At 68.9% G+C, this 19,998-nt stretch carries 18 protein-coding genes, 1 tRNA gene and 1 pseudogene; 6 read left to right on the top strand and 14 right to left on the bottom strand.

What is annotated here, in order from left to right; genetic code table 11:
- Positions 1–40 precede the first annotated feature (40 nt).
- From M1M07_RS11110 to M1M07_RS11125, 4 genes are all read right to left on the bottom strand, one after another.
- Positions 41–958 carry a polyphosphate polymerase domain-containing protein gene (locus M1M07_RS11110; protein ID WP_248674194.1) on the bottom strand — a complete coding sequence of 306 codons (918 nt, stop codon included), beginning with the start codon at positions 956–958 and terminating at the stop codon, positions 41–43.
- A gap of 117 nt (positions 959–1,075) precedes the next feature.
- A complete protein-coding gene (locus M1M07_RS11115) occupies positions 1,076–1,699 on the bottom strand; it encodes an LUD domain-containing protein (protein ID WP_248674195.1) in 624 nt (207 codons plus the stop codon).
- The gene (locus tag M1M07_RS11120; RefSeq protein ID WP_248674196.1) at positions 1,696–3,207 is read right to left on the bottom strand and encodes a LutB/LldF family L-lactate oxidation iron-sulfur protein; all 1,512 of its coding nucleotides are present in this window, start codon (positions 3,205–3,207) and stop codon (positions 1,696–1,698) included. Before M1M07_RS11120 ends, M1M07_RS11115 begins: the two co-directional genes overlap by 4 nt.
- Positions 3,204–3,956, bottom strand: coding sequence for a (Fe-S)-binding protein (locus M1M07_RS11125; protein WP_248674197.1), 753 nt, complete (start codon positions 3,954–3,956; stop codon positions 3,204–3,206). Before M1M07_RS11125 ends, M1M07_RS11120 begins: the two co-directional genes overlap by 4 nt.
- 93 nt (positions 3,957–4,049) lie before the next feature.
- Here M1M07_RS11125 and M1M07_RS11130 point away from each other — a divergent pair, with 93 nt between their 5' ends.
- The 3 genes from M1M07_RS11130 (at position 4,050) to M1M07_RS11140 (ending at position 6,205) form a co-directional block, all read left to right on the top strand.
- Positions 4,050–4,784, top strand: a complete 735-nt coding sequence (locus M1M07_RS11130) for a FadR/GntR family transcriptional regulator (RefSeq protein ID WP_248674198.1) — start codon at positions 4,050–4,052, stop codon at positions 4,782–4,784.
- Between the two features lie 14 nt (positions 4,785–4,798).
- Positions 4,799–4,875 (top strand) — tRNA-Met (locus M1M07_RS11135).
- A gap of 202 nt (positions 4,876–5,077) precedes the next feature.
- Complete coding sequence (locus M1M07_RS11140) at positions 5,078–6,205, top strand: AI-2E family transporter (RefSeq protein ID WP_248674199.1); 1,128 nt, start codon at positions 5,078–5,080, stop codon at positions 6,203–6,205.
- Between the two features lie 71 nt (positions 6,206–6,276).
- Here M1M07_RS11140 and M1M07_RS11145 read toward each other — a convergent pair whose 3' ends face one another.
- From M1M07_RS11145 to M1M07_RS11155, 3 genes are all read right to left on the bottom strand, one after another.
- Positions 6,277–7,812, bottom strand: a complete 1,536-nt coding sequence (locus tag M1M07_RS11145; RefSeq protein WP_248674200.1) for an FAD-binding protein — start codon at positions 7,810–7,812, stop codon at positions 6,277–6,279.
- Between the two features lie 171 nt (positions 7,813–7,983).
- Positions 7,984–8,631 (bottom strand): CoA transferase subunit B, encoded by a 648-nt coding sequence (locus M1M07_RS11150; RefSeq protein ID WP_248674201.1) that lies wholly within the window; start codon positions 8,629–8,631, stop codon positions 7,984–7,986.
- Entirely contained in the window at positions 8,628–9,374 is a 747-nt protein-coding gene (locus M1M07_RS11155; RefSeq protein WP_197251941.1) for a CoA transferase subunit A, read from the bottom strand. The genes M1M07_RS11150 and M1M07_RS11155 overlap by 4 nt, the downstream gene beginning before the upstream one ends.
- A gap of 74 nt (positions 9,375–9,448) precedes the next feature.
- Between M1M07_RS11155 and pcaD the strand changes: the two are divergent.
- The 3 genes and pseudogenes from pcaD to M1M07_RS11170 all read left to right on the top strand — a co-directional run.
- A pseudogene (pcaD, locus tag M1M07_RS11160) lies at positions 9,449–10,207 on the top strand (3-oxoadipate enol-lactonase); the annotation flags it as partial.
- An 81-nt stretch (positions 10,208–10,288) separates the two neighbouring features.
- Positions 10,289–11,119 (top strand): IclR family transcriptional regulator, encoded by an 831-nt coding sequence (locus M1M07_RS11165; protein WP_248674202.1) that lies wholly within the window; start codon positions 10,289–10,291, stop codon positions 11,117–11,119.
- Between the two features lie 25 nt (positions 11,120–11,144).
- Entirely contained in the window at positions 11,145–12,356 is a 1,212-nt protein-coding gene (locus M1M07_RS11170; protein WP_248674203.1) for an acetyl-CoA C-acetyltransferase, read from the top strand.
- Between the two features lie 71 nt (positions 12,357–12,427).
- On the opposite strand, the gene M1M07_RS11175 is transcribed toward M1M07_RS11170, so the two are convergent.
- From M1M07_RS11175 to M1M07_RS11205, 7 genes are read right to left on the bottom strand one after another with little or no spacing between them, the layout of a single operon-like run.
- The gene (locus M1M07_RS11175) at positions 12,428–13,465 is read right to left on the bottom strand and encodes an NADP-dependent oxidoreductase (protein WP_248674204.1); all 1,038 of its coding nucleotides are present in this window, start codon (positions 13,463–13,465) and stop codon (positions 12,428–12,430) included.
- 47 nt (positions 13,466–13,512) lie between these two features.
- Entirely contained in the window at positions 13,513–15,966 is a 2,454-nt protein-coding gene (locus M1M07_RS11180; protein ID WP_248674205.1) for a glycosyl hydrolase, read from the bottom strand.
- Complete coding sequence (locus M1M07_RS11185) at positions 15,966–16,958, bottom strand: DUF1839 family protein (RefSeq protein ID WP_248674206.1); 993 nt, start codon at positions 16,956–16,958, stop codon at positions 15,966–15,968. The genes M1M07_RS11180 and M1M07_RS11185 overlap by 1 nt, the downstream gene beginning before the upstream one ends.
- Positions 16,955–17,896 carry an amino acid--[acyl-carrier-protein] ligase gene (locus tag M1M07_RS11190; protein WP_248674207.1) on the bottom strand — a complete coding sequence of 314 codons (942 nt, stop codon included), beginning with the start codon at positions 17,894–17,896 and terminating at the stop codon, positions 16,955–16,957. The genes M1M07_RS11185 and M1M07_RS11190 overlap by 4 nt, the downstream gene beginning before the upstream one ends.
- A complete protein-coding gene (locus M1M07_RS11195) occupies positions 17,893–19,077 on the bottom strand; it encodes an acyl-CoA dehydrogenase family protein (RefSeq protein WP_248674208.1) in 1,185 nt (394 codons plus the stop codon). Before M1M07_RS11195 ends, M1M07_RS11190 begins: the two co-directional genes overlap by 4 nt.
- A complete protein-coding gene (locus M1M07_RS11200; RefSeq protein WP_248674209.1) occupies positions 19,077–19,316 on the bottom strand; it encodes an acyl carrier protein in 240 nt (79 codons plus the stop codon). The genes M1M07_RS11195 and M1M07_RS11200 overlap by 1 nt, the downstream gene beginning before the upstream one ends.
- Positions 19,317–19,334: 18 nt before the next feature.
- Positions 19,335–19,742: a holo-ACP synthase gene (locus M1M07_RS11205; protein WP_248674210.1), complete on the bottom strand. Its 408-nt coding sequence runs from the start codon at positions 19,740–19,742 to the stop codon at positions 19,335–19,337.
- Positions 19,743–19,998 lie beyond the last annotated feature (256 nt).

The raw sequence follows: 19,998 nt of genomic DNA on the forward strand, positions 1-19,998 counted from the left end.
CCGAATGGTTGGAAATCTATGAAAAATGCTGCGTGCGTGGTCAACCCACGACCGGAGCGGGTTCGCCGAAGAGATCCGGCGGGACGGGCTCGTCGAACCCGTCGGGCAGGATCGGTTCGGGTGCGCCGGTGATCGAGCGCGGTGCCAACCCGAACGCCTGCACCGACTGGCAGTACTTCGAGATCCGGATGACCGACATGTTCAGTCGCGCGGTCAGATCCGTCGCCCAGTACGGAACCCGTTCGTTCGCCTTGAGTTCCACGATCGCCAGCTTCGGCGGGATGATGAAGCGGTTCTCGGCGCCGGATGCGAAATGGAAGTCGCGGTCGCGGCCGTGCACCTTGTGATCGATCGTCACCCGCAGGCCCAGATCGGCTTCGCGGCCGACGAACGCCTCCCGCAGGTAGCCGGTAGTGACGACCGGCCGCAGATCGAGATTGCCGATCAGGGTGGTCACCTCGTTCACGAACGGTCGCTGCGACGGATCGCACTCGATCTCCTCGCGGCCGTCCAGCCACCGCCGCGCCTGCCCGTAGGGCAGCGCGATCCGCCGCTTCTGGGTCACGCGGTTGACGCGCTGCTTGATCTCGATCTGCACCGAGGTGTCGTCGGTGCAGTCCGCCGGATTGCCGTACAGCCGCATCCGGAGCTTCCGCCGGAACTTCAGGCCCTCGATCTTCTCCCAGTAGAAGCGCAGATCCGCGGTGTCGTAGTACAGCGACGTCACCGGATATCCACCGTGCGGCGAGAACGGATCGGCGTCCATGCGGGCGGCGAGCTCGGCCCGCAGCTCCGGGACCTTCATCTCGTCGACGAGGTACTTGATCTCGTACCGGTTGAAGGCGTGCAGCTTGCTCGCCGTCCGCTGATAGCCGACGGGACCGGCCGGAACGTCCTCGACCGATTCGGTTGGATCATCCGACGAGGATCGCTTCAGGAATCGATCGATGAGGCTCATGGCGGCGGCAGCTCCCGGCTGATCGGTGGCGAACGGGTGAACGCTCCGAGTACACCCGACGACGTTTCCGGGAAGCTGGAAGGAAGCTGGCAATCGCCTGTGAGTCGATCTTGCCGCTCAGCCGACGATCACGACCTCGAGATTGCGCGGACCGTGCACCCCCTCGACGCGTTCGAGTTCGATGTCCGAGGTCGCGGACGGCCCGCTGATCAGGGTGGTGGGCCGCTCCGGCACGAGCCGGGCCAGAGCTTCGGGCACCCCGACCTCGACGGTGCCGAGCGGCACGACGCACACGTGCAGATCCGGCACGAGTGTCAGGGCCCGGCGACCCTGGTCGGCGCTGCCGTCGAGGAAGATGGTGCCCGTCTCGGCGCACGACACCGCCGACGCGGTGACGACCCCGTCGAGCGCTTCGAGCTCCGGCGCCGGCACGTCGGCCGAGTCCACGACGATCTCCCCGTCGAACGCGGCGAGCCACGAGTCGTCGAGACCGGTGGGCACACCCACCCGCGCGACCTTCCGGTCGGCGAGCACCCGCGCGAGGACCGTCGGTAGTTCGGCTGCGGTGCAGCGGTGCACGTGGGCCTTGTAATCGAGCAACCGGTCGGCGAACAGTTCGTAGCGTTCGTCGTCCGGCAGGGTTCGGCCGGTGCGGTAGGCGCGGGGGATCTCCGTGGGCGCGGACGGCGCGAGCGCCAGGGCGTCGCGGATGCGGCCGAGCACCGTCTCGCGGGCGCTCATCGTTCGCCCCCTTCCTTCCGCGCTGCGGCCATCGCCGCGCGACCTTCGTCGGAATCCCACCACTGCCGGAACGTCTGCTTCGGCGGTGCCGGGATGTCGCGGGCCGCGGTCCAGCCGCCGAGCGGGCCGGGCAGCGCCGAGATCGCGCCCTTCTTCCCCGCGACGATCCGGCCGCCGATACCGCCGGCCTTCTGCGCCGCGGTCCACCGCCGCGAGGACGACATCGCCAGCGACGCCGCCTTCATCGCCGCGGCTTCGACGGTGAGTCCCGCCTGTTCGACCTTCTGGTGCCGCAGTTCGACGAGCAGCGACGGGATGTCGATCTTGACGGGGCAGGCGTCGAAGCACGCGCCGCACAGGCTCGACGCGAACGGCAGCGTCGCGTTCGGGTCGCCGGGTTCGTTCATGCCCGCGAGTTGCGGGGTGAGCACGGCCCCGATCGGACCCGGATAGGTCGAGCCGTAGGCGTGGCCGCCGGTGCGTTCGTAGACCGGGCACACGTTGAGGCACGCGGAGCACCGGATGCAGTGCAGCGCTTCGCGTCCCACCGAATCTGCGAGCGCGGCGGTGCGGCCGTTGTCGAGCAGGATCAGGTGGAACGCCTGCGGTCCGTCACCCGGGGTGACACCCGTCCACATCGACGTGTACGGATTCATCCGCTCCCCCGTCGACGACCGCGGTAGCAGTTGGAGGAACACCTCCAGGTCGCGGTAGGTGGGGAGCAGCTTCTCGATGCCCATGACGGTGATGAGGGTCTGCGGCAGCGTCAGGCACATCCGGCCGTTGCCCTCGGATTCGACGACCGCGAGGGTGCCGGTCTCGGCGATCCCGAAGTTCGCGCCCGATACCGCGACCGGGACGGTCATGAACTTGTGGCGCAGGAACTTTCGCGCCGCCTCCGCGAGGTGCGCAGGATTGTCGTCGAGATCCGGGTCCACGCCCGGCATTTCGCGCAGGAAGATCTCACGGATCTCGGAACGGTTGCGGTGGATGGCCGGGACGAGGATGTGCGACGGCCGGTCGTGGCCGAGCTGGACGATGAGTTCGGCCAGGTCCGTCTCGTGCGCAACGATGCCCTGGGCTTCGAGATACTCGTTGAGGCCGATCTCCTGAGTGGCCATGGATTTGACCTTGACGATCTCGTCGGATCCGGTGTCGCGCACCAGTTGTGCGACGAGGGCGTTGGCCTCGTCGGCGTCGGCGGCCCAGTGCACGATGCCACCCCGTTCGGTGACGGCGGCTTCGAGCTGTTCGAGCAGTTCGGGCAGGCGCGCGAGCACGTCCTTCTTGACGGCGGCACCGGCGTCGCGCAGCGCCTCCCAGTCGGGGACCTCCCCGGTCACGCGGAGCCGCTTGGCGCGGATGGTGTGGGTGGCCTTGCCGATGTTGCGGCGCAGCTGACTGTCGGCGAGTTCGTGATGCGCTGCGTCCGGGAACTTTTCGACGCCGCGCAGATTTCCCGAGCCGCGCGGTGGGACGGTGGGCGTGCCGAGCGCGGTGATGCTCATGCGGTCACCACCGGGGCGTCGACGGAGGCGAGGATCTCGGCGAGGTGCACGGTGCGGCCGCCGGTTTTCAGGCGCGACATGCCGCCCCCGATGTGCATCAGGCAGGACGAGTCGCCGGCCGTGCAGTATTCGGCGCCGGTGGCGGCGATGTTGCGGAGCTTGTCGGACAGCATCGCGGTGGACGTTTCGGCGTTCTTGATGGCGAACGTGCCGCCGAAGCCGCAGCACGAATCCGCTTCGGGGAGTTCGACGAGGTCGATGTCGCGGACGTTGCGCAGCAACTGCAGCGGTTTGTCGCCGACCCGCAGCATGCGCAGGGAATGGCAGGTCGGGTGGTAGGTGACGCGATGCGGGTAGCGGGCGCCGACGTCGGTGACGCCGAGGACGTCGACGAGGAACTCGGACAGTTCGTACGTCTTGGCCTTGACCGTGTCGACCTTCCCGCGCAGCGCGGCGTCGCCGTAGCGGCCGGCGACGATCTCGTGCTGGTGCCGGACGGATCCGGCGCACGATCCGGACGGGACGACGACCGCGTCGATGGAGGGGTCGCCGAAGGTGTCGGCGTAGTTGCGGACGAGGGGCAGTGCGTCGGGTTGGTATCCGGTGTTGACGTGCATCTGCCCGCAGCAGGTCTGGCCGGGCGGGAACACGACGTCGTGGCCGAGCCTCGCCAGGAGCAGGGCGGTGGCCTTGACCGCGCCGGGGAACAGGGTGTCGCCGAGGCAGGTGGCGAACAACGCGACTCGCATGGTGGATCTCCGCATCGAATCTGTGTGGTCTGACCACACTAACCCACGTTCGGGAGCCACGCACGAGAAAGAGGCGGCCTAGGCTCTGCTGACATGTCGTCGCCGTCCGCACCCCGCGCCTGGGAGCAGGTACTCGCCCGCCTCGAGGAGAAGCTGATCTCCGGTGAACTCGCGCCGGGGCAGCGGCTCCCGGGTGAGCGCATCCTCGCGGCCGAACTCGGCGTGGGCCGGTCGTCGGTGCGTGAGGCGCTGCGGGTGATGGAGGCGCTCGGCCTCCTCACCGCGCACACCGGGTCGGGTCCCAACGCCGGGGCGATGATCGTCTCCCGGCCGGTGGGCGGAATGTCGATGCTCATGCGCATGCAGGTCGCGGCCCAGAACTTTCCGGTCCGCGACGTCGTGCAGACCCGGCTGGTCCTCGAGACCGAGGTCGTGCAGACGCTCGCCGGTACACGCCCGGTCCCGGACCTGTCCCACGCCGAGGAGTTGCTCATCGCGATGGACTCTCCCGAGCTGTCCGCGCACGAGTTCCTGGTCCTCGACTCCCGGTTCCACATCGCCCTGGCCGACGCCGCCGGAAACCTGGTCATCGCCTCGATGATGGCCGCGCTGCGCGAATCGATCGAAAGCTATGTGCTTGCCGGAGCACCCCTCGCCACCTGGCCGGAGACCTGCAGCCGCCTGCGCCACGAACATCACGGCCTCGTCGCGGCGGTGCGGGCCGGGGACGTGGAGGCGGCCCGCCAGCGCATCGGCGACCACATCCGCGGTTACTACGCCGAGAGCCTGTCGAACCCCCTGAACGGAGCACCCCCGCCGGTGGTGTAGTGTTGTTCGTGCAACGCGGGGTGGAGCAGCTCGGTAGCTCGCTGGGCTCATAACCCAGAGGTCGCAGGTTCAAATCCTGTCCCCGCTACCACCACCGGCCCGGACTCTCACGAGTCCGGGCCGGTTTCGTTTCGCCCGCGCGAAGGCGTCGCGACGAATCCGCTCGGCCGCCAGTTATCCGCTGTGGCGATTGCGTCGGCGGATGACCGGCGACCACGCGGATACGAGGACCAGTTGTTGTTCCCGGGGTAGATTCCGCCTAGACCCGTCAGGCAGACAACCGGGAGGGTGCGATGAGCGAGGACCATCCGAGCGACCCGCCCCGGCAGCGCACCACACCCCGCTGGCTGCGGCCCGCCGTCTTCTACGTCCTGCTCGCCGTCGCCGCCTACCAACTCTCGGGCTGGCTGTTCTTCAACCTCCGCGACTTCCTCGGACTGCTGTTTCTGGCGTGGTTGCTCAGCATCACCCTCGAGCCGGTCGTCGACTGGCTGGAGCGGTTCGGGATGCGCCGCGGCGCCGCGACCGGTCTGGTGCTGTTCGGCCTGCTGGCGTTTCTGATCGGGTTCGTCGCGCTGTTCGGGACGCTGCTCGTCGAACAGCTCGGTCAGTTGCTCAAAGCACTGCCCGATGCCATCACCACGGTCACCGAGTGGTCCAACCGCACGTTCGACACGAACTTCTCGACCGGCGACGAACTGATCAAGCTGACGCCGGAGACCATCAGGGATCTCGTGCAGCGGTTCACGCCCGGAGTGCTCGGCGTGGTGTCCTCGGTGGTGAGCGTGGTGTTCCAGGCCCTGACGATGCTGCTGTTCGTGTTCTACATGTCGGCGGAGGGTCCCGCCCTGCGGCGCACCATCTCGAGCTGGTTCCCCGCCCGGCAGCAGAAGATCATCGCGACGGTGTGGGAAACGTCCGTCGAGAAGGCCGGCGGATACGTCGTCTCCCGGCTGATCCTCGGAGCCATCAGTGCCATCGGTACCGGCATCTTCCTGATGATCATCGGTGTGCCCTACTGGCTGCCGCTCGCGCTGTGGACGGGCATCGTGTCGCAGTTCGTCCCGACCCTGGGCACGTATCTGGCGATCGCCCTGCCCGCGATCATCGCCGCCGCCAACCAGCCCATCGACGGGCTGTGGGTGGTGCTGTTCGGAACCGGCTATCAACAGGTCGAGAACTACGTGCTGCACCCGCGCATCACGTCGAAGACCGTCTCGATCCACCCGGCGGTCGCGTTCGGTTCGGTGATCGTCGGAGCGTCGTTGTTCGGCGCGATGGGTGCGCTGGTGTCCGTCCCGGTTGTGGCGGTGCTGCAGGCTCTCGTCGAAACATACGGTCACCGTTACGAACTGGTCGTCGAGCCGGGTGACATCGACCAACCAGGCGACACCGACACCGACAGCGCCGAAGCCGAGTAGTGCGCCTGCGGCGCCCGTGTGCCTTTGTGGCGGCTCCCACCGCCACAAAGGCACACGGGCGGCGAAGCCGCCTAGCGCTTCGCCATGTCCCGTACCGCCACGTGCGCGAACAGCATGCTCGCGCCGATGGGGTTGCCGCCGCCCGGGTACACCGTGCCGCTGACCGCGGCCATCGTGTTGCCCGCCGCGTACAGGCCGGGAATCGGTTCACCCGCGGGGGTCAGGACCCGCGCCGACGTATCGGTGCGCAACCCGCCCTTGGTGCCCAGATCGGAGATCCCGAACGCCGCCGCGTGGAACGGGCCCTTCTCGATCGGGACCATCGGGGACTGCCCGCCGGAAAACGCGCGGTCGTACGGTTCGTCGCCGCGGCCGAAGTCCTCGTCGACGCCCTCGGCGGCCATCTCGTTGTAGCGGGCGACGGTCGCGACCAGTGCGTCGGCGGGGACCCCGATCTGTTCGGCGAGTTCCTCGAGGGTCTCCCCCGTCTTCCACAGGCCGGCCGCGATGTACTTCTCGGGTTCGACCATCGGCACGTTCGTCGCCTGGACGGGCGGAACACCGCCGTCCTTGTCGTCGTAGATCATCCAGAACGGCAGGGTCAGCGAACCGGCGTCCATCTGCGCGATGACATCGCGGCCGAGTCGGTCGTAGGGCGCCGACTCGTTGACGAAACGCTTGCCGCCCTGGTTGACGAAGATGCCGCCCGTGAACCACAGCGCGAACGCGGAGCGCCCGTCCGGGTGGGTCATACCGGGCGACCACCAGGCCTCGCCCATGAGATCGACGTCGGCGCCGGCGGCGATGCCCGCCTGGTGTGCTTTACCGAGATTCGACCACGGCCCCATCGAATCCCGCGCCTCGCCGGGCACGCCGTACTCGGCGCGCATGGCGTCGTTCTGCTCGAACCCACCGGCCGCGAGCACGACACCGCGACGGGCACGGATCGCGCGACGCTCACCGTCGTGTTCGACGATGCCTCCGACGACCGCGCCGTCCTCGACGACGAGATCGACCAGCGGCGTGTTCAGATGGGTGCTGACACCGGGGAACTTCTTCAGCGCCACCAGGAATCGGCCGACCAGTGCGCGGCCGCCGATGAGGTGACCGGGGAGGGGTTCGCCGTTGCGTTCGCGGCCGAGGGGGCCGCGGATGGACTCGTTGAGGTCCTCGATCCCCTTCGCGGACAACGGCGACGGAATGATGTGACGGCCGGTCGCGCTGGCCTTGGGCGCCTTGCCGAAGTAGTCGGGCCACGGCAGGACCTGGAATTCCAGGTCCGCGTCGATTTCGAGATAGTCGACGAGCGAGGCACCCCCGGTGACGAACGCATCCTGCAGTTCGCGGGGGGTGCGGTCGCCGACCACCGCGTGGAAGTAGGTGAGGGCGTCCTCGATCGTGTCCTCGTCGCCGGCGCGGCGCAGCACCGCGTTCGTCGGGAACCACATGCCGCCGCCACCGGAGTAGGCAGTGGTGCCGCCGAACTGCTCCGATGCTTCGACGAGGATCACCGACAGGCCCTCACGGGCGGCGGTGTAGGCGCCGCAGCATCCACCTGCTCCCGACCCGACGACGAGCACGTCGCATTCTTCCGCCCAATCCACCACGCTGCCTCCCGAAGACCGTTCCCTGAATGGTTGATCACGGTAGGCGCAGCCGACGGCTCGCGGGACGGAATGTCCTACTGGGCGGGAAGTTACCCGGGCGGGTGCCCGCCGCGGAAAACACAGCGCCGCCCGCCGACCCCCCTGCAGGTCGGCGGACGACGCGGTCGAGCGCTAGACGGTCAGCGTCGCGGCAGTTGCGGCGACGACCTCCTCGACACTCACTCCGGGGGCCGTCTCGACGAGCTTCAGACCCTCGTCGGTGACGTCGATGACGGCCATGTCGGTGATGATCCGCTGGACGCAGCGCTTGCCGGTGAGCGGCAGCGTGCATTCCTCGAAGATCTTCGGCTCACCCTTCTTCGTGACGTGTTCCATCATCACGATCACGCGCCGCGCGCCGTGCACGAGGTCCATCGCGCCGCCCATGCCCCTGACCATGGCGCCCGGGATCATCCAGTTCGCGATGTCACCCTTCGCGCTGACCTGCATCGCACCGAGGACAGCCACGTCGATCTGGCCACCGCGGATCATCCCGAAGGACTGCGACGAGTCGAAGAACGATGCGCCGGGCACGACGGTGATGAGTTCCTTGCCGGCGTTGATGAGTTCGGGGTCGATCTCGTCCTCGTACGGGTACGGGCCGACACCGAGCACACCGTTCTCCGAGTGCAGAACGACCTCGATGCCCGGGTCCAGGTAGTTCGGGACCAGCGTGGGCATACCGATGCCGAGGTTGACGTACTGGCCGTCGGACAGTTCCTGTGCGACGCGCGCGGCCATTTCCTCGCGGGTCAGTTTCCGGGTGGCTGCCTGGGTCATGAACGGACCGTCCTGTTCTCGATGCCGACGGTGACCGGCCCGACCGGCACGACGCGCTGCACGTGGATGCCGGGGGTGTGGATCTCGTTGGGATCCAGCTCGCCGGGTTCGACGAGGTATTCGACCTGGGCGATGGTGATGCGGCCCGAGGTCGCGGCCGGAGGGTTGAAGTTGCGGGCGCTCTGCCGGTAGACGAGGTTGCCGTGGCGGTCGCCCTTCCACGCGTGGACGAGGGCGAAGTCGGCGACGATGCCGCGTTCCATCACGTAGGTGACGCCGTCGAACTCGCGGGTCTCCTTCGGCGGGGACGCGACCGCGATGCCGCCGTTGCCGTCGTAACGCAGGGGCAGTCCGCCCTCTTCGACCTGGGTGCCGACACCGGCAGGGGTGAAGAACGCCGGGATGCCCGCGCCGCCGGCGCGCATGCGCTCGGCGAGAGTGCCCTGCGGGGTCAGTTCGACCTCGAGTTCACCGGCGAGGTACTGGCGCGCGAATTCCTTGTTGGAACCGACGTACGAGGAGATGGTGCGGCGGATGCGGCCCTTCTCCAGGAGCACCCCGAGACCGAAACCGTCGGTTCCGCAGTTGTTGCTGACCGTCTCGAGGTTGGTGGCGCCCTGCTCGAGCAGGGCATCGATGAGGATTTCAGGGACGCCGACCAGGCCGAATCCGCCGACAGCGATCGTGGCGCCGTCCGGGATGTCGGCTACGGCCTCGGCGGCGGTGGCAACGACTTTGTCCATGACCCTAGAGTAGCGCGTTCCGTACGCAATGTGAACCCTCGTACGTATCGCGAACAACGGCTATGCTGGGGGACATGACCGTCACGCTCAATCACGAACGGCACGGCGACCCGGCCGCCGCACCCGTGGTGCTCCTCGGCTCGCTCGGATCCGACCTGTCGATGTGGGCACCCCAGATCGAGGCCCTGTCGGCCGTCGCGCACGTCGTCGCCGTCGACCACCGCGGACACGGGAAATCCCCTGCACCCCAAGGCCCTTACACCCTCGACGACCTCGGCGGCGACATCCTGGCGCTGCTCGACGACCTCGGCCTGGACTCCGTGCACTTCGTCGGGCTGTCCCTGGGCGGGGCCGTCGGACAGTGGCTCGCCGCGCACCACCCCGAGCGCGTGCGCACGCTCACCCTGCTGTGCACCTCCGCCGCGTTCGCCCCGCCCGGACCGTGGCACGAGCGGGCCGCGACCGTGCGCACCGCGGGTCTGGCCTCCATCGCCGAATCGATCGTCGACCGCTGGTTCACCCCCGGCCTGCGCGACCGCGACCCGGCACTCGTCGCCCGGCACGTCGACATGGTGAAGTCGACGACCGACGAGGGCTACGCCGCGTGCTGCGAAGCACTCGCGGGCTGGGACGGCCGCGCCGACCTCGCGCACATCACCGCACCCACCCTGGTCGTCGCCGGCGAGCAGGACCCCGCGACACCGCCCGCCACCATGCGGGCACTCGCCGACGGCATCGCGGACGCCACCTTCCACGTCGTCGACCCGGGCGCGCACCTCGCGAACGTCGAACAGGCCGAACGGATCACGGAACTGGTGCTCTCCCACATCGCCCGCACCCCGGACGGTCGCTGAACACACCCGCGGACACGTGGAAGTATTCGGGCACACCGACACCGAGGGGATTTCCGGACCATGAGCGAAATCGACGCCGCCACCGCGCCGCAGCAGAACCCGTCAGCCGACGACACTCCCGCGGCCTCACCCGACTTCGTGCAGTCGCTGGCCCGCGGGCTGGCCGTCGTCAAGGCGTTCGACGCGACGCACCCGCGGCGCACCCTCAGCGACGTCGCCAAGGCCACCGGCCTGACCCGCGCGACCGCCCGCCGGTTCCTGCTGACCCTCGCCGAACTCGGCTACGTCCGGACGGACGGGTCGCTGTTCTGGCTGACCCCGCGGGTGCTCGAGCTCGGCTACAGCTACCTGTCCAGCCTGACGCTGCCCGACGTCGCGCGGCCGCACCTCGAAGCGCTCGCCGCTTCGGTGCACGAATCGACGTCGGTGTCGGTGCTCGACGGCGACGACATCGTGTACGTCGCGCGGGTGCCGGTCAGCCGGATCATGACCGTGTCCATCACGCTCGGCACCCGCTTTCCGGCGCACGCGACGTCGATGGGTCGCGTGTTGCTCGCGGGTCTGTCCCCCGAGGACCTCGACGCCTATCTCGACCGCGCCGACCTGCGGCCGCTGACCGGACGAACCGTGGTGACCCCGGACCAGCTGCGCGCCGAGCTCGACACCATCCGCCGCGACGGCTTCTGCATCGTCGACCAGGAACTCGAGGAAGGGCTGCGGTCGCTGGCCGCACCGATCCGGGACGCCTCCGGCACGGTGATCGCCGCCGTGAACATCTCCACCCACGCCGCCCGCTACACGCTCGACACAGTTCGCGGCGAACTGGTCCCCGCGGTCGTCGCGACCGCCGCTGCGATCTCCACGGACCTCGCACGTACCCAAACCCATTAGAAATCAACGAAAACCGAGGAATAACATGCTCGACGCAGTGATCTGCGAACCACTCCGCACCCCGGTCGGCCGCTTCGGCGGCGCGCTGAAGGACATCGCCCCGGAGGACCTCGCAGCCACCGTCATCCGCGAAATCATCACGCGCACCGGAATTTCCGGCTCGGACGTCGACGACGTGATCCTCGGTCAGGCGTCCCCGGGTGGCGAGGCCCCCGCGATCGGCCGCGTCGCGGCACTCAACGCGGGGCTCGGCGTCGACGTTCCGGGTCTCCAGGTCGACCGTCGATGCGGCTCCGGCCTCCAAGCGATCATCCAGGCCGCCATGCAGGTTCAGACCGGCGGCAGCGACCTCGTTCTCGCCGGCGGCACCGAATCGATGAGCCAGGCCGAGTTCTACGCGACCGGAATGCGCTGGGGCGTCAAGGGTGAAGCGGTCGCGCTGAACGACCGGCTCGCCCGCGCCCGCGTCACCGCCGGCGGCCGCGACTTCCCCGTCCCCGGCGGCATGATCGAGACCGCCGAGAACCTGCGCGCCGAATTCTCCATCTCCCGCGAGGATCAGGACGCGCTCGCGGTGCAGTCCCACCAGCGTGCCGTCGCCGCCCAGAGCAGCGGCGTATTCGCGCAGGAGATCGTCCCGGTCGCGGTACCGCAGCGCAAGGGCGATGCGGTGGTGATCGACACGGACGAGCACCCGCGCGCCGACACCAGCATGGAATCGCTCGCGAAACTCCGTCCCATCCGCGGCAAGATCGACCCCGACTCCACCGTCACCGCCGGCAACGCCAGCGGCCAGAACGACGGCGCCGCTCTCGCCATCGTCACCACCCCGGAAAAGGCCGCACAGCTCGGTCTGCGACCGCTGGCCCGCCTCGCCGGCTGGGCGGTCGCGGGAGTGCCGCCGCGCACCATGGGCATCGGCCCGGTCCCGGCGACCGAACAGGTCCTGAAGCGCCTCGGCCTGACCCTGTCCGACCTCGACGTCATCGAACTCAACGAGGCGTTCGCCGCCCAGACGCTCGCCGTCACCCGCACCTGGGGTCTCGAACCGGACGATCCGCGGCTGAATCCCAACGGCTCGGGCATCTCGCTGGGGCACCCGGTCGGGGCGACCGGTGGCCGCATCCTCGCCACCCTGCTGCGCGAACTCGACCGTCGCGAGGGTCGCTACGGTCTCGAAACCATGTGCATCGGCGGCGGCCAGGGTCTCGCCGCGGTGTTCGAGCGCCTCGCCTGAACCCACCGGATCTACTGAACCCGGTGGCGGGAACCATCGGTCCTGACCGGATGATGGTTCCCGGCACCCGGTCAGGACTCCGGAGCGACCTTCACGACGAGCTTGCCGAAGTTCTTCCCCTCGAGCAGCCCGATGAACGCCTCCGGTGCGGCGTCGAGACCGTCGACGATGTCCTCCCGGTACCGCAGCCTGCCGCTGCGGACCCATTCGGAGGCGTCGCGCAGGAAGTCGTCGTGCATCTCGCGGACGAACTCGGACTGGATGAACCCGCGGACGGTCAGGCTCTTGACCAGCACCGTCGAGAAGAACGCCGGCAATCGGTCCGGCCCCTCGGTCGGGAGGGTGTTGTACTGCGCCACCAGACCGCACACCGGCATCCGCGCATACAGGTTCAGCAGCGGGATCACCGCTGCCTGGACCGCTCCGCCGACGTTCTCGAAGTAGACGTCGATGCCGTCCGGCACGGCCTCACGCAACTGCTCCGCGAAATCGGGGGCACGGTGGTCGACGGCCGCGTCGAACCCGAGGTCGTCGAGCAGATGCCGGCACTTCTCGGGGCCGCCGGCGATCCCGACCGCGCGTGCGCCCTTGATCTTCGCGATCTGCCCGACCGCGGACCCGACGGGACCGCTCGCCGCCGCGACCACGACGGTCTCGCCCTCCTTCGGTTGCCCGATCTTCAACAGGCCCGAATAGGCGGTGAAACCCGGCATACCGAGCACACCGAGCGCCGTCGACAGCGGCGCCGCCTCTGGATCGAGCTTCCGTACGGCCCGCCCGTCGACGACCGCGTGCGTCTGCCAACCAGTTCCCGCCAGCACGTAATCACCCTCGGCGAAGTCCGGGTGACGCGACGTGACGACCTGCGCGACCGTCGCCCCGACCATCACGTCACCGAGTTCCACGGGCGGCGCGTAGGACTTCGCGTCGCTCATCCGGCCCCGCATGTAGGGGTCCAGCGACAGGTACACCACCCGCACCAGGATCTGACCGTCCCCGGGTTCGGGAACGTCGACGGTCTCGGTGCGGAAGTTCTCCGGGGTGGGTGCACCGACCGGGCGGGAGGCAAGGACGATCCGGGTGCTCTGGACGTTCGTGGAGTCGCTCATGCCCCTCAGTGTGCCCGCCCGAAGCGGTACGTATGCGCCGGTTCCCTTCACCCGGTGGACACGGCGGCGGTCGCGGCCGAATTGAGCGCGCGCACGCGACCCGAGACCGTTCGGGCCTCACCTGTCCGCTGCAGTGCGACGGTGCGGCGGCCGCCGGGCGGCAGGTGGAACCACGAGTCGGCGGGTTCGAATCCGCGCAGTTCGAGCGACACGTACTGGGCGGCACCGTCGGTCGCGACCTCCAGCGACCACTCACCGGACTCCGATTCGATTGCGGTGGCGGATAATCCGATGCTGCGTTCGTACGGGCGCACCGCTTCCCCGACCAGGTACACGTCCTCGGACAGCACGCTGCCGTCGGCCGCGACGAGCCGCGCCGTGGCGGATTCGTAGGTCTGCGGTCCGAACCTGTACGTGTGGGTGACGTCGGTGAAGCGACCGAGCAGTTCGTCGAACGACCACGTAGACGCGCTGTGCGCGGCGAGTTCCACCGACAGCGTCTCCTCGTGCGCGACGACGCCGCTGCGGGTGTGCACCAGCAACTCCAGGCGCGCCTCCACCGCAACCGCGGTGTCGTTGAACGCGTCGATGCGCAGACCGTCGATCCCGTCGTCGCCGAGGAGCACCGCGACCGGCGCCCAGATGCGGCGCAGCACGAACCACGGGGCCTTCGGCACACCGGAATGCTCGAGCACGCCCCAGCCGGCGCCCGGCTCGAGATCGCGCGCCGCGAGGATCAGCGCGCCGTGGCATCGCGAATCGGGGCGACGCCAGAATGCCAGGGTCGCGGCGAACGCCTCGCACACCGCGGCCCGCCCGAGATCCAGATACCGCTCCGGGTCCGACCATCGCACAGTCGCCGGATCCTGCTCGAAGACCGTGCACACGTAATGATCTCGCACGTCCTCGAAGTCCCAGGACGCGCCGTGGTCGCGCGGCACGGCCGCCTTCCACCGCGGGTGGTGCCCCGCGACCGCGACCGTCCCGAAATCCGCCTCGATCGCGTCGTTGCCCGGCGGGATCGAGAACGCGAGGCATTCGGCGGCGAATCGCACACCCGCAGAGCGCACGTCGGTCAGCGGACGCCGATACCCGCCGACACCGAAGTAGTGCGCGATCCCCGACCCGACGTGGGTGGGCAGGGCCTGCGACCCGGGCGGGGCCGACGGCGACGACGACACCCACACCGCCGCCGGAGCCTCCGCCGCGACGACCGCGGGCAGCCACTCGTCGAGCGCGGCCATGGGCGGACGCCCGAGACCGAGCATCGTGGGCTGCTGTTCGGTCTCGCTGCCCCCACACACGACGGCGAGCGCCGGGTTGCCGGATACGGACCGCAGCACACCTCGTACCTCGTCGACGAGAAGTGCTCGGAACTCGTCGGTTTCGGGCGGGTCGGTCGTCGCGAGCATCACCTCCTGCCACACCAGGATTCCCGATTCGGCGCACCCCGACCAGAAGGCGTCGTCCTCGTAGACCATCGTGCCCGGAATGCGGATCAGGTTGACACCCGCGTCGATGCACCGCTCGAGCATGCGCCGGGTTTCCTCCGGGGAGGTCAGTGCGACGGGGTCCGCGGGCGTCCACACGAGACCGCGGCAGAATACGCCGATACCGTTGATGCGCAACCAGAATCCGCCGTCGGACCGGTCCACGGTGAGGTCGCGGAACCCGACCTCACCGACATCCACGCGGTCGCCGCCCACCTCCAGTGAGACCGGGTACAGCGCCGGTTCACCGTGGGTGTGCGGCCACCAGCGCCGCACGTCGGGCACCTCGACGCGGGCGCGGACCCTGCCGTCCTCGATCGTCGCCGACGCCACCGCGGAGCCGACCCGTGCCGTCACCGAATCACCCACCGCAACACCGGACAACGTCACGTCCAGATCCACGACACCGCTGTCGCCGTCGACCGTCACGCGGATCCGGCGGTCGACGAGGCGCGGCGCACTCGCATCCACCAGCGCGACGCGACGCCACGGCCCGACGGGAGCCGGCACCCCGGAGAACACCGGGGCGCGACCGAGCATCGTGGTGCGGATCCACCGCAATCCCTGTGCCCGGATCATCGACGACCGCCACCGTCCGCGCGGGCGCCTCTTCGCGAGCGCCGCATCAAGGGACGCGAATCGCAGTGCAAAACAGAAGTTCTCGGGAATCGAGTCCAGTTCGACCACCAACGGAACGAACATCGACTCCGACACGGCGACCCGCTCGTCTCCGACCCACACCTCGGCCAGGGTGGCGAGACCGTCCAGTTCCAGTCGCCACGGCCCGGTGCCGGATCGCTGTACCTGCGTGACGAACCACCAGTCGGAGGCGTCCGTGTGTGCCTCGCGGGCGGCCGTCGCGCCGTGCGCGGTGCGGATCGCTCCGGCCGCGGTACCGGGCACCTCGGCCACCAGCCGGAGGCCGACCTCGTCCGGCAACTGATCCGGAGAGAGCACCGCCCCCGGAGGCGTTGCGACACAATGCCAGACGGCTCCGTCGAACAGATCCATCAGGCCGGCCCGGACACCCGGCTCGGAACGGCCTGTCCCGCGGCCGCCGCGACGACGGTCATCGCACGCTGCCACGCGTCGGCCATCGCGTCGAGTTGTTCGGTGGGGTCGACGGCACGTCCCCGCGCCGCGCGGGCCATCCGGAACTGCACGGCCTTGGCGCCCTCGGCGACCGCACGGAAATCGTCGATCGCACGGCCCGCGTCCGGATATCCGGCGTTCTGCATGTAGGCGCACACGTCGGCGGCGAGTTCGGCGGTCGCACCGCACTGACGCAGCACCCCGAACGACCACCGGTGGAATCCGTCCACGCCTGCGGCACCGAGCCATTCGACGTCCGCGAGGACACGGGCCGCGAGGTCGCGCACCGGGTTCCCCCGAGGCCGGGCACGCAGATGTCGGCGCAGTGCGGTATCGAAGGCGTCGACGTTCAGTGTCGCACCCGGACGGAACCGGATCTGTTCGACATACGGAGGCCACGCCGGTGGCTCCGGCTCGTCGAGGCCGAAGACACCGCGGAAGTCGGCACCGGTGAGGCGATGGCAGCCGCTGTTGTGGAAGTACTGCAGTTCTTCGCGGTCGCGGTCGACGAGCACCGGCACGATCGTCGTCTTGCCGTGCGCTTCACGGTATCCGGTGCCGGCCGTGTCGGGCAGCCAGAACGAGTCGACCTCGACGGTGGAGAGGATGCCCGCGGTCGCGTTGTCCTCGATGTGCTCGATCGGTCGCCGCCACACGTTCATCTCGTCGACCTCGATGCCGTACAACGCGAACAGGTCCTCGGGCTTGAACTTGAGGAATGTCCACTGCGCCCCGTCGAATCGGGCGCCGAACGCGCACACCGCCACCGGCACCGGGTCGAGACCCAGCGAATGCAGGATCTCGATCCACAGGTCGGCGTAGCAGTTCGTCTCGGTCCAGATACGGTTGCCCCCGTGGATCGGGTGCGGGACGTAGTCGTCGGCCGAGACCCCGAGCAGCCGGACCGTCACGGAAACATCCTGTCCTTCACCGCGACCGGCCAGCGCTCCGGGTCGAAACCGTGGGTACGCAGCAGCGCTAGCGCGATGCGTTCCATCCCGAATCCCACACACGCACTGTGCGCGACGTCCCCGTCGGCCGTGGTGATACCGAAGGTGTCGCCGAAGTGGTCCTGGTGGCAGTTGCAGGACACGACGGCCGTACCGTCCCCGAGGTCGCCGTAGAGCCGCACCGTCAGTTCGGTCTTGAGGTTCTCGTGCCGCTGGTTCGCAGCGAGCATCCGCCCGGCACGCCCGAAGAACGGGTCGTTCGCGACCTCCGCCGTCGCGTCGAGACCCAGGTCCGCGAGCACCTCGAGTCCCCGTTCGATCCACGAATCGCGGTGCCGGGCAGCATCGTCCGCGGTGCCGATGCGCACGAACTCGTGCATCCGGAACGCCTGCATGCGTGCCGGGTCGACGGCCGGTTCGTGGCGGAAGCAGTAGCCGTACACGTCGAGGAGTTCACCACCGTCCCGCAGGGTTCCGCTGTACCGCGCATAGGCGGGATGGCAGGCCGCGGAGACGAGGACGGTCTCGGCCGGTTCGAGCCACGGATCCCACGTCTCGCCGCGCGCCCGCGCCGCGAGCAGTTCGGCATGCTCGGCGTTGCTCCCGGCGAAGGTGTTGATCGCCCCGGTCAGGTGTGGGAACGACGCGATGTAGTCGGTGCGTTCGAAGCTGGTGCGCGGGAACACCGGTGGGAAACGCAACCGGGTCGCGGCCCGGCCGGGTCCCGCCGCGACGACGACCCGATCGATGCCGTCGACGATGTCCTCGAAAACGCCGGAGCGCCCGTACAACCCGGGAACCCCGGTTTCGACGAGCAGGCCGGCGGCGATCAGTTGCTGCTGGAATTCCCGGCGCGCCCGATCCAGTTCGGTGCGGTCGTCGATCGATGCGGTGCTCATATCGTTCCTCGGTAGGCAAGTGACATCTGGGCCGAATTGGCCATGATGCGATCGTTGTTCACCATCACCGCGGCGCCGAGAGCGTCGCGCATGTGACGTCCCAGGGAATAGCGGCCGTCCTCGCGGTATCCGTCGATGCCGCAAATGAGCAGGGCCTTGGTGACGAGTTCGACGACGAGTGTCGACGCGGTCACCTTCAGGTTGTTCATGGCCAGCGAGAATCCCAGGCCGCTCGGGTTCTCGGGCTCGACGATCGCGGCGTCGAACCGGGCCGCGGACGCGAAGACGAGATCGGAGAACTGCTGGTGCACGCCGGCGGCCTCGGCCAGGCGCAGGGCGCCGGGTGGCGTCACACCGGGTTGCTTGCGTCCCGCGGCCCGAACGAAGCTGCGGGCCTTGTCCATTGCGGCGTCGGCGATGCCGAGCCACACCGCGGACCACACGCAGTGGGACACGGGCAGCATCGTGCGGGACGAGATGTCGGCGTAGGACGCGGGGACGATCATGTCGGCGCTGCTGCGGGCCTCGAGCACGAAGCCGGGGCTGCACGTGCCGCGCATTCCCAGGGTGTTCCAGTCCCCGGTGCGCTCGAGCGTCACATCGTCGCGGCGGCACACCACGAGCACCTGATCACTCGCGGGGCTGTCCTCGGTCCGCCGTGCGGTCACGAGGATCGCGTCGGCGTACTCCCCGTACGAGACGACGGGGGTGTTCTTGCGCAGGGTCAGAGTGTCCCCGTCGACCCGGGCCGCACACAGGCTGCTGCGGACGTCGCCGCCGGTTCCGAGTTCGGTGGTCGCCGACGCGAGGAGAAGCTCGCGGGCGGCCACGTCGCGGACGAAGTCGACCAACGCGGCGCTGTCGGCGTGGTGGACGAGCGAGACGATCTGGGTCTGGTGCATCGCGAAGACCATGGCGGTGGACGCGCAGTAGCGGCCCAGGATCCGGGTGATCTCGCACAGTTCGCCGAGGGAGGCGCCGGCGCCGCCGTGCTCCGGCGGCACACCGCACGACAGCAGCTTGTGGGCGCCCAGTGCCGCGAGGGCTTCGTGAGGGAACCTGGCGTCGCGATCCACCTCGTCGGCCCACTGTGCCGCGATGTCACGACCGACGCTCTCGGCACGCTCGCGAAGTGGCGGGGGCCCATCGGTTTCGGCGTTGCGCTCGTCGAGGAGGCTCATCACACACCCAGTTCGGTGAGGGCCACGTGGATGGCATCGACGCTCGCGAACGTGCTCTTGCGCAGCAATTCGTCGGGGAATTCGACGTCGAACGCGTCCTCGAGCGCGAGCATCACGTTGACGCTCGCATGCGAGGTGAGACCCAGTTCGTAGAGATCCGCGGACCGTTCGACGGTGGTCGAATCGACCGACAGCCGCCCGTGCTCGCCGAGGATCTTGCGGATGGCCTGCTCAGTCATGCTGGGTCACTTCCTGTTCTACGTTCCTGCGACGACCGCCGTCACGGTCGCGAGGGCATACCGGGGTTCGTGCGAGATCGAGACCTGGATATCGATCACCTGTTGATCTCGGGCGAGTGCCGCAGCGTTACCGCTGAGTTCGACGGTGCACCCGCCCCACTCGGCGCGCCGGATCTCGATGGAACGCCACGGCACCGCGGTGTCGCCCGGGCGCAGCACTTTCAGCACCGCTTCCTTGGCCGCGAACCGCGCGGCGAGGCGTTGGGACCGGTGTGCGCCCGTGCACGTCTCGAGTTCGTGAGGCGTGAAAGTGCGGGTCAGGTAACGATCTCCGAAGATTTCGATGCTGTCCGCCACGTCCTGCACGGTCACCAGGTCGCACCCGATCCGTGGGGTCCACGTGGGACGGCGGTCGTCGACGGTCACGGGCCTCCTGCGGTTTTCCGGGCCCGATGCGGCACCGGCGTCTGCCGTACAGGACACCGCCGGAAACGCACCGAGTGTGCCGAACACTGTAACCGCAGGTCGCGGGGCGCTGTGAAGCCCGATCGGACTGTCCGCCAACGAATTCTGGATTTTCACCCCATGTTTCACCCACACAGGGTCTACGCGGCGCCGGCCCCACAACGAGCTGCGCCCCGGACGGTGATCGTCCGGGGCGCAGCTGGTCGGTATCGGGTCA

The sequence above is a fragment of the Rhodococcus sp. HM1 genome (assembly GCF_023218075.1).
GTDB lineage: Bacteria > Actinomycetota > Actinomycetes > Mycobacteriales > Mycobacteriaceae > Rhodococcus.

Excerpts from the sequence above, each read along its gene's own strand:
- M1M07_RS11110 (WP_248674194.1), bottom strand. The coding sequence starts at position 958 with ATGAGCCTCATCGATCGATTCCTGAAGCGATCCTCGTCGGATGATCCA.
- M1M07_RS11115 (WP_248674195.1), bottom strand. The coding sequence starts at position 1,699 with ATGAGCGCCCGCGAGACGGTGCTCGGCCGCATCCGCGACGCCCTGGCG.
- M1M07_RS11120 (WP_248674196.1), bottom strand. The coding sequence starts at position 3,207 with ATGAGCATCACCGCGCTCGGCACGCCCACCGTCCCACCGCGCGGCTCG.
- M1M07_RS11125 (WP_248674197.1), bottom strand. The coding sequence starts at position 3,956 with ATGCGAGTCGCGTTGTTCGCCACCTGCCTCGGCGACACCCTGTTCCCC.
- M1M07_RS11130 (WP_248674198.1), top strand. The coding sequence starts at position 4,050 with ATGTCGTCGCCGTCCGCACCCCGCGCCTGGGAGCAGGTACTCGCCCGC.
- M1M07_RS11140 (WP_248674199.1), top strand. The coding sequence starts at position 5,078 with ATGAGCGAGGACCATCCGAGCGACCCGCCCCGGCAGCGCACCACACCC.
- M1M07_RS11150 (WP_248674201.1), bottom strand. The coding sequence starts at position 8,631 with ATGACCCAGGCAGCCACCCGGAAACTGACCCGCGAGGAAATGGCCGCG.
- M1M07_RS11155 (WP_197251941.1), bottom strand. The coding sequence starts at position 9,374 with ATGGACAAAGTCGTTGCCACCGCCGCCGAGGCCGTAGCCGACATCCCG.
- M1M07_RS11165 (WP_248674202.1), top strand. The coding sequence starts at position 10,289 with ATGAGCGAAATCGACGCCGCCACCGCGCCGCAGCAGAACCCGTCAGCC.
- M1M07_RS11170 (WP_248674203.1), top strand. The coding sequence starts at position 11,145 with ATGCTCGACGCAGTGATCTGCGAACCACTCCGCACCCCGGTCGGCCGC.
- M1M07_RS11175 (WP_248674204.1), bottom strand. The coding sequence starts at position 13,465 with ATGAGCGACTCCACGAACGTCCAGAGCACCCGGATCGTCCTTGCCTCC.
- M1M07_RS11180 (WP_248674205.1), bottom strand. The coding sequence starts at position 15,966 with ATGGATCTGTTCGACGGAGCCGTCTGGCATTGTGTCGCAACGCCTCCG.
- M1M07_RS11190 (WP_248674207.1), bottom strand. The coding sequence starts at position 17,896 with ATGAGCACCGCATCGATCGACGACCGCACCGAACTGGATCGGGCGCGC.
- M1M07_RS11195 (WP_248674208.1), bottom strand. The coding sequence starts at position 19,077 with ATGAGCCTCCTCGACGAGCGCAACGCCGAAACCGATGGGCCCCCGCCA.
- M1M07_RS11200 (WP_248674209.1), bottom strand. The coding sequence starts at position 19,316 with ATGACTGAGCAGGCCATCCGCAAGATCCTCGGCGAGCACGGGCGGCTG.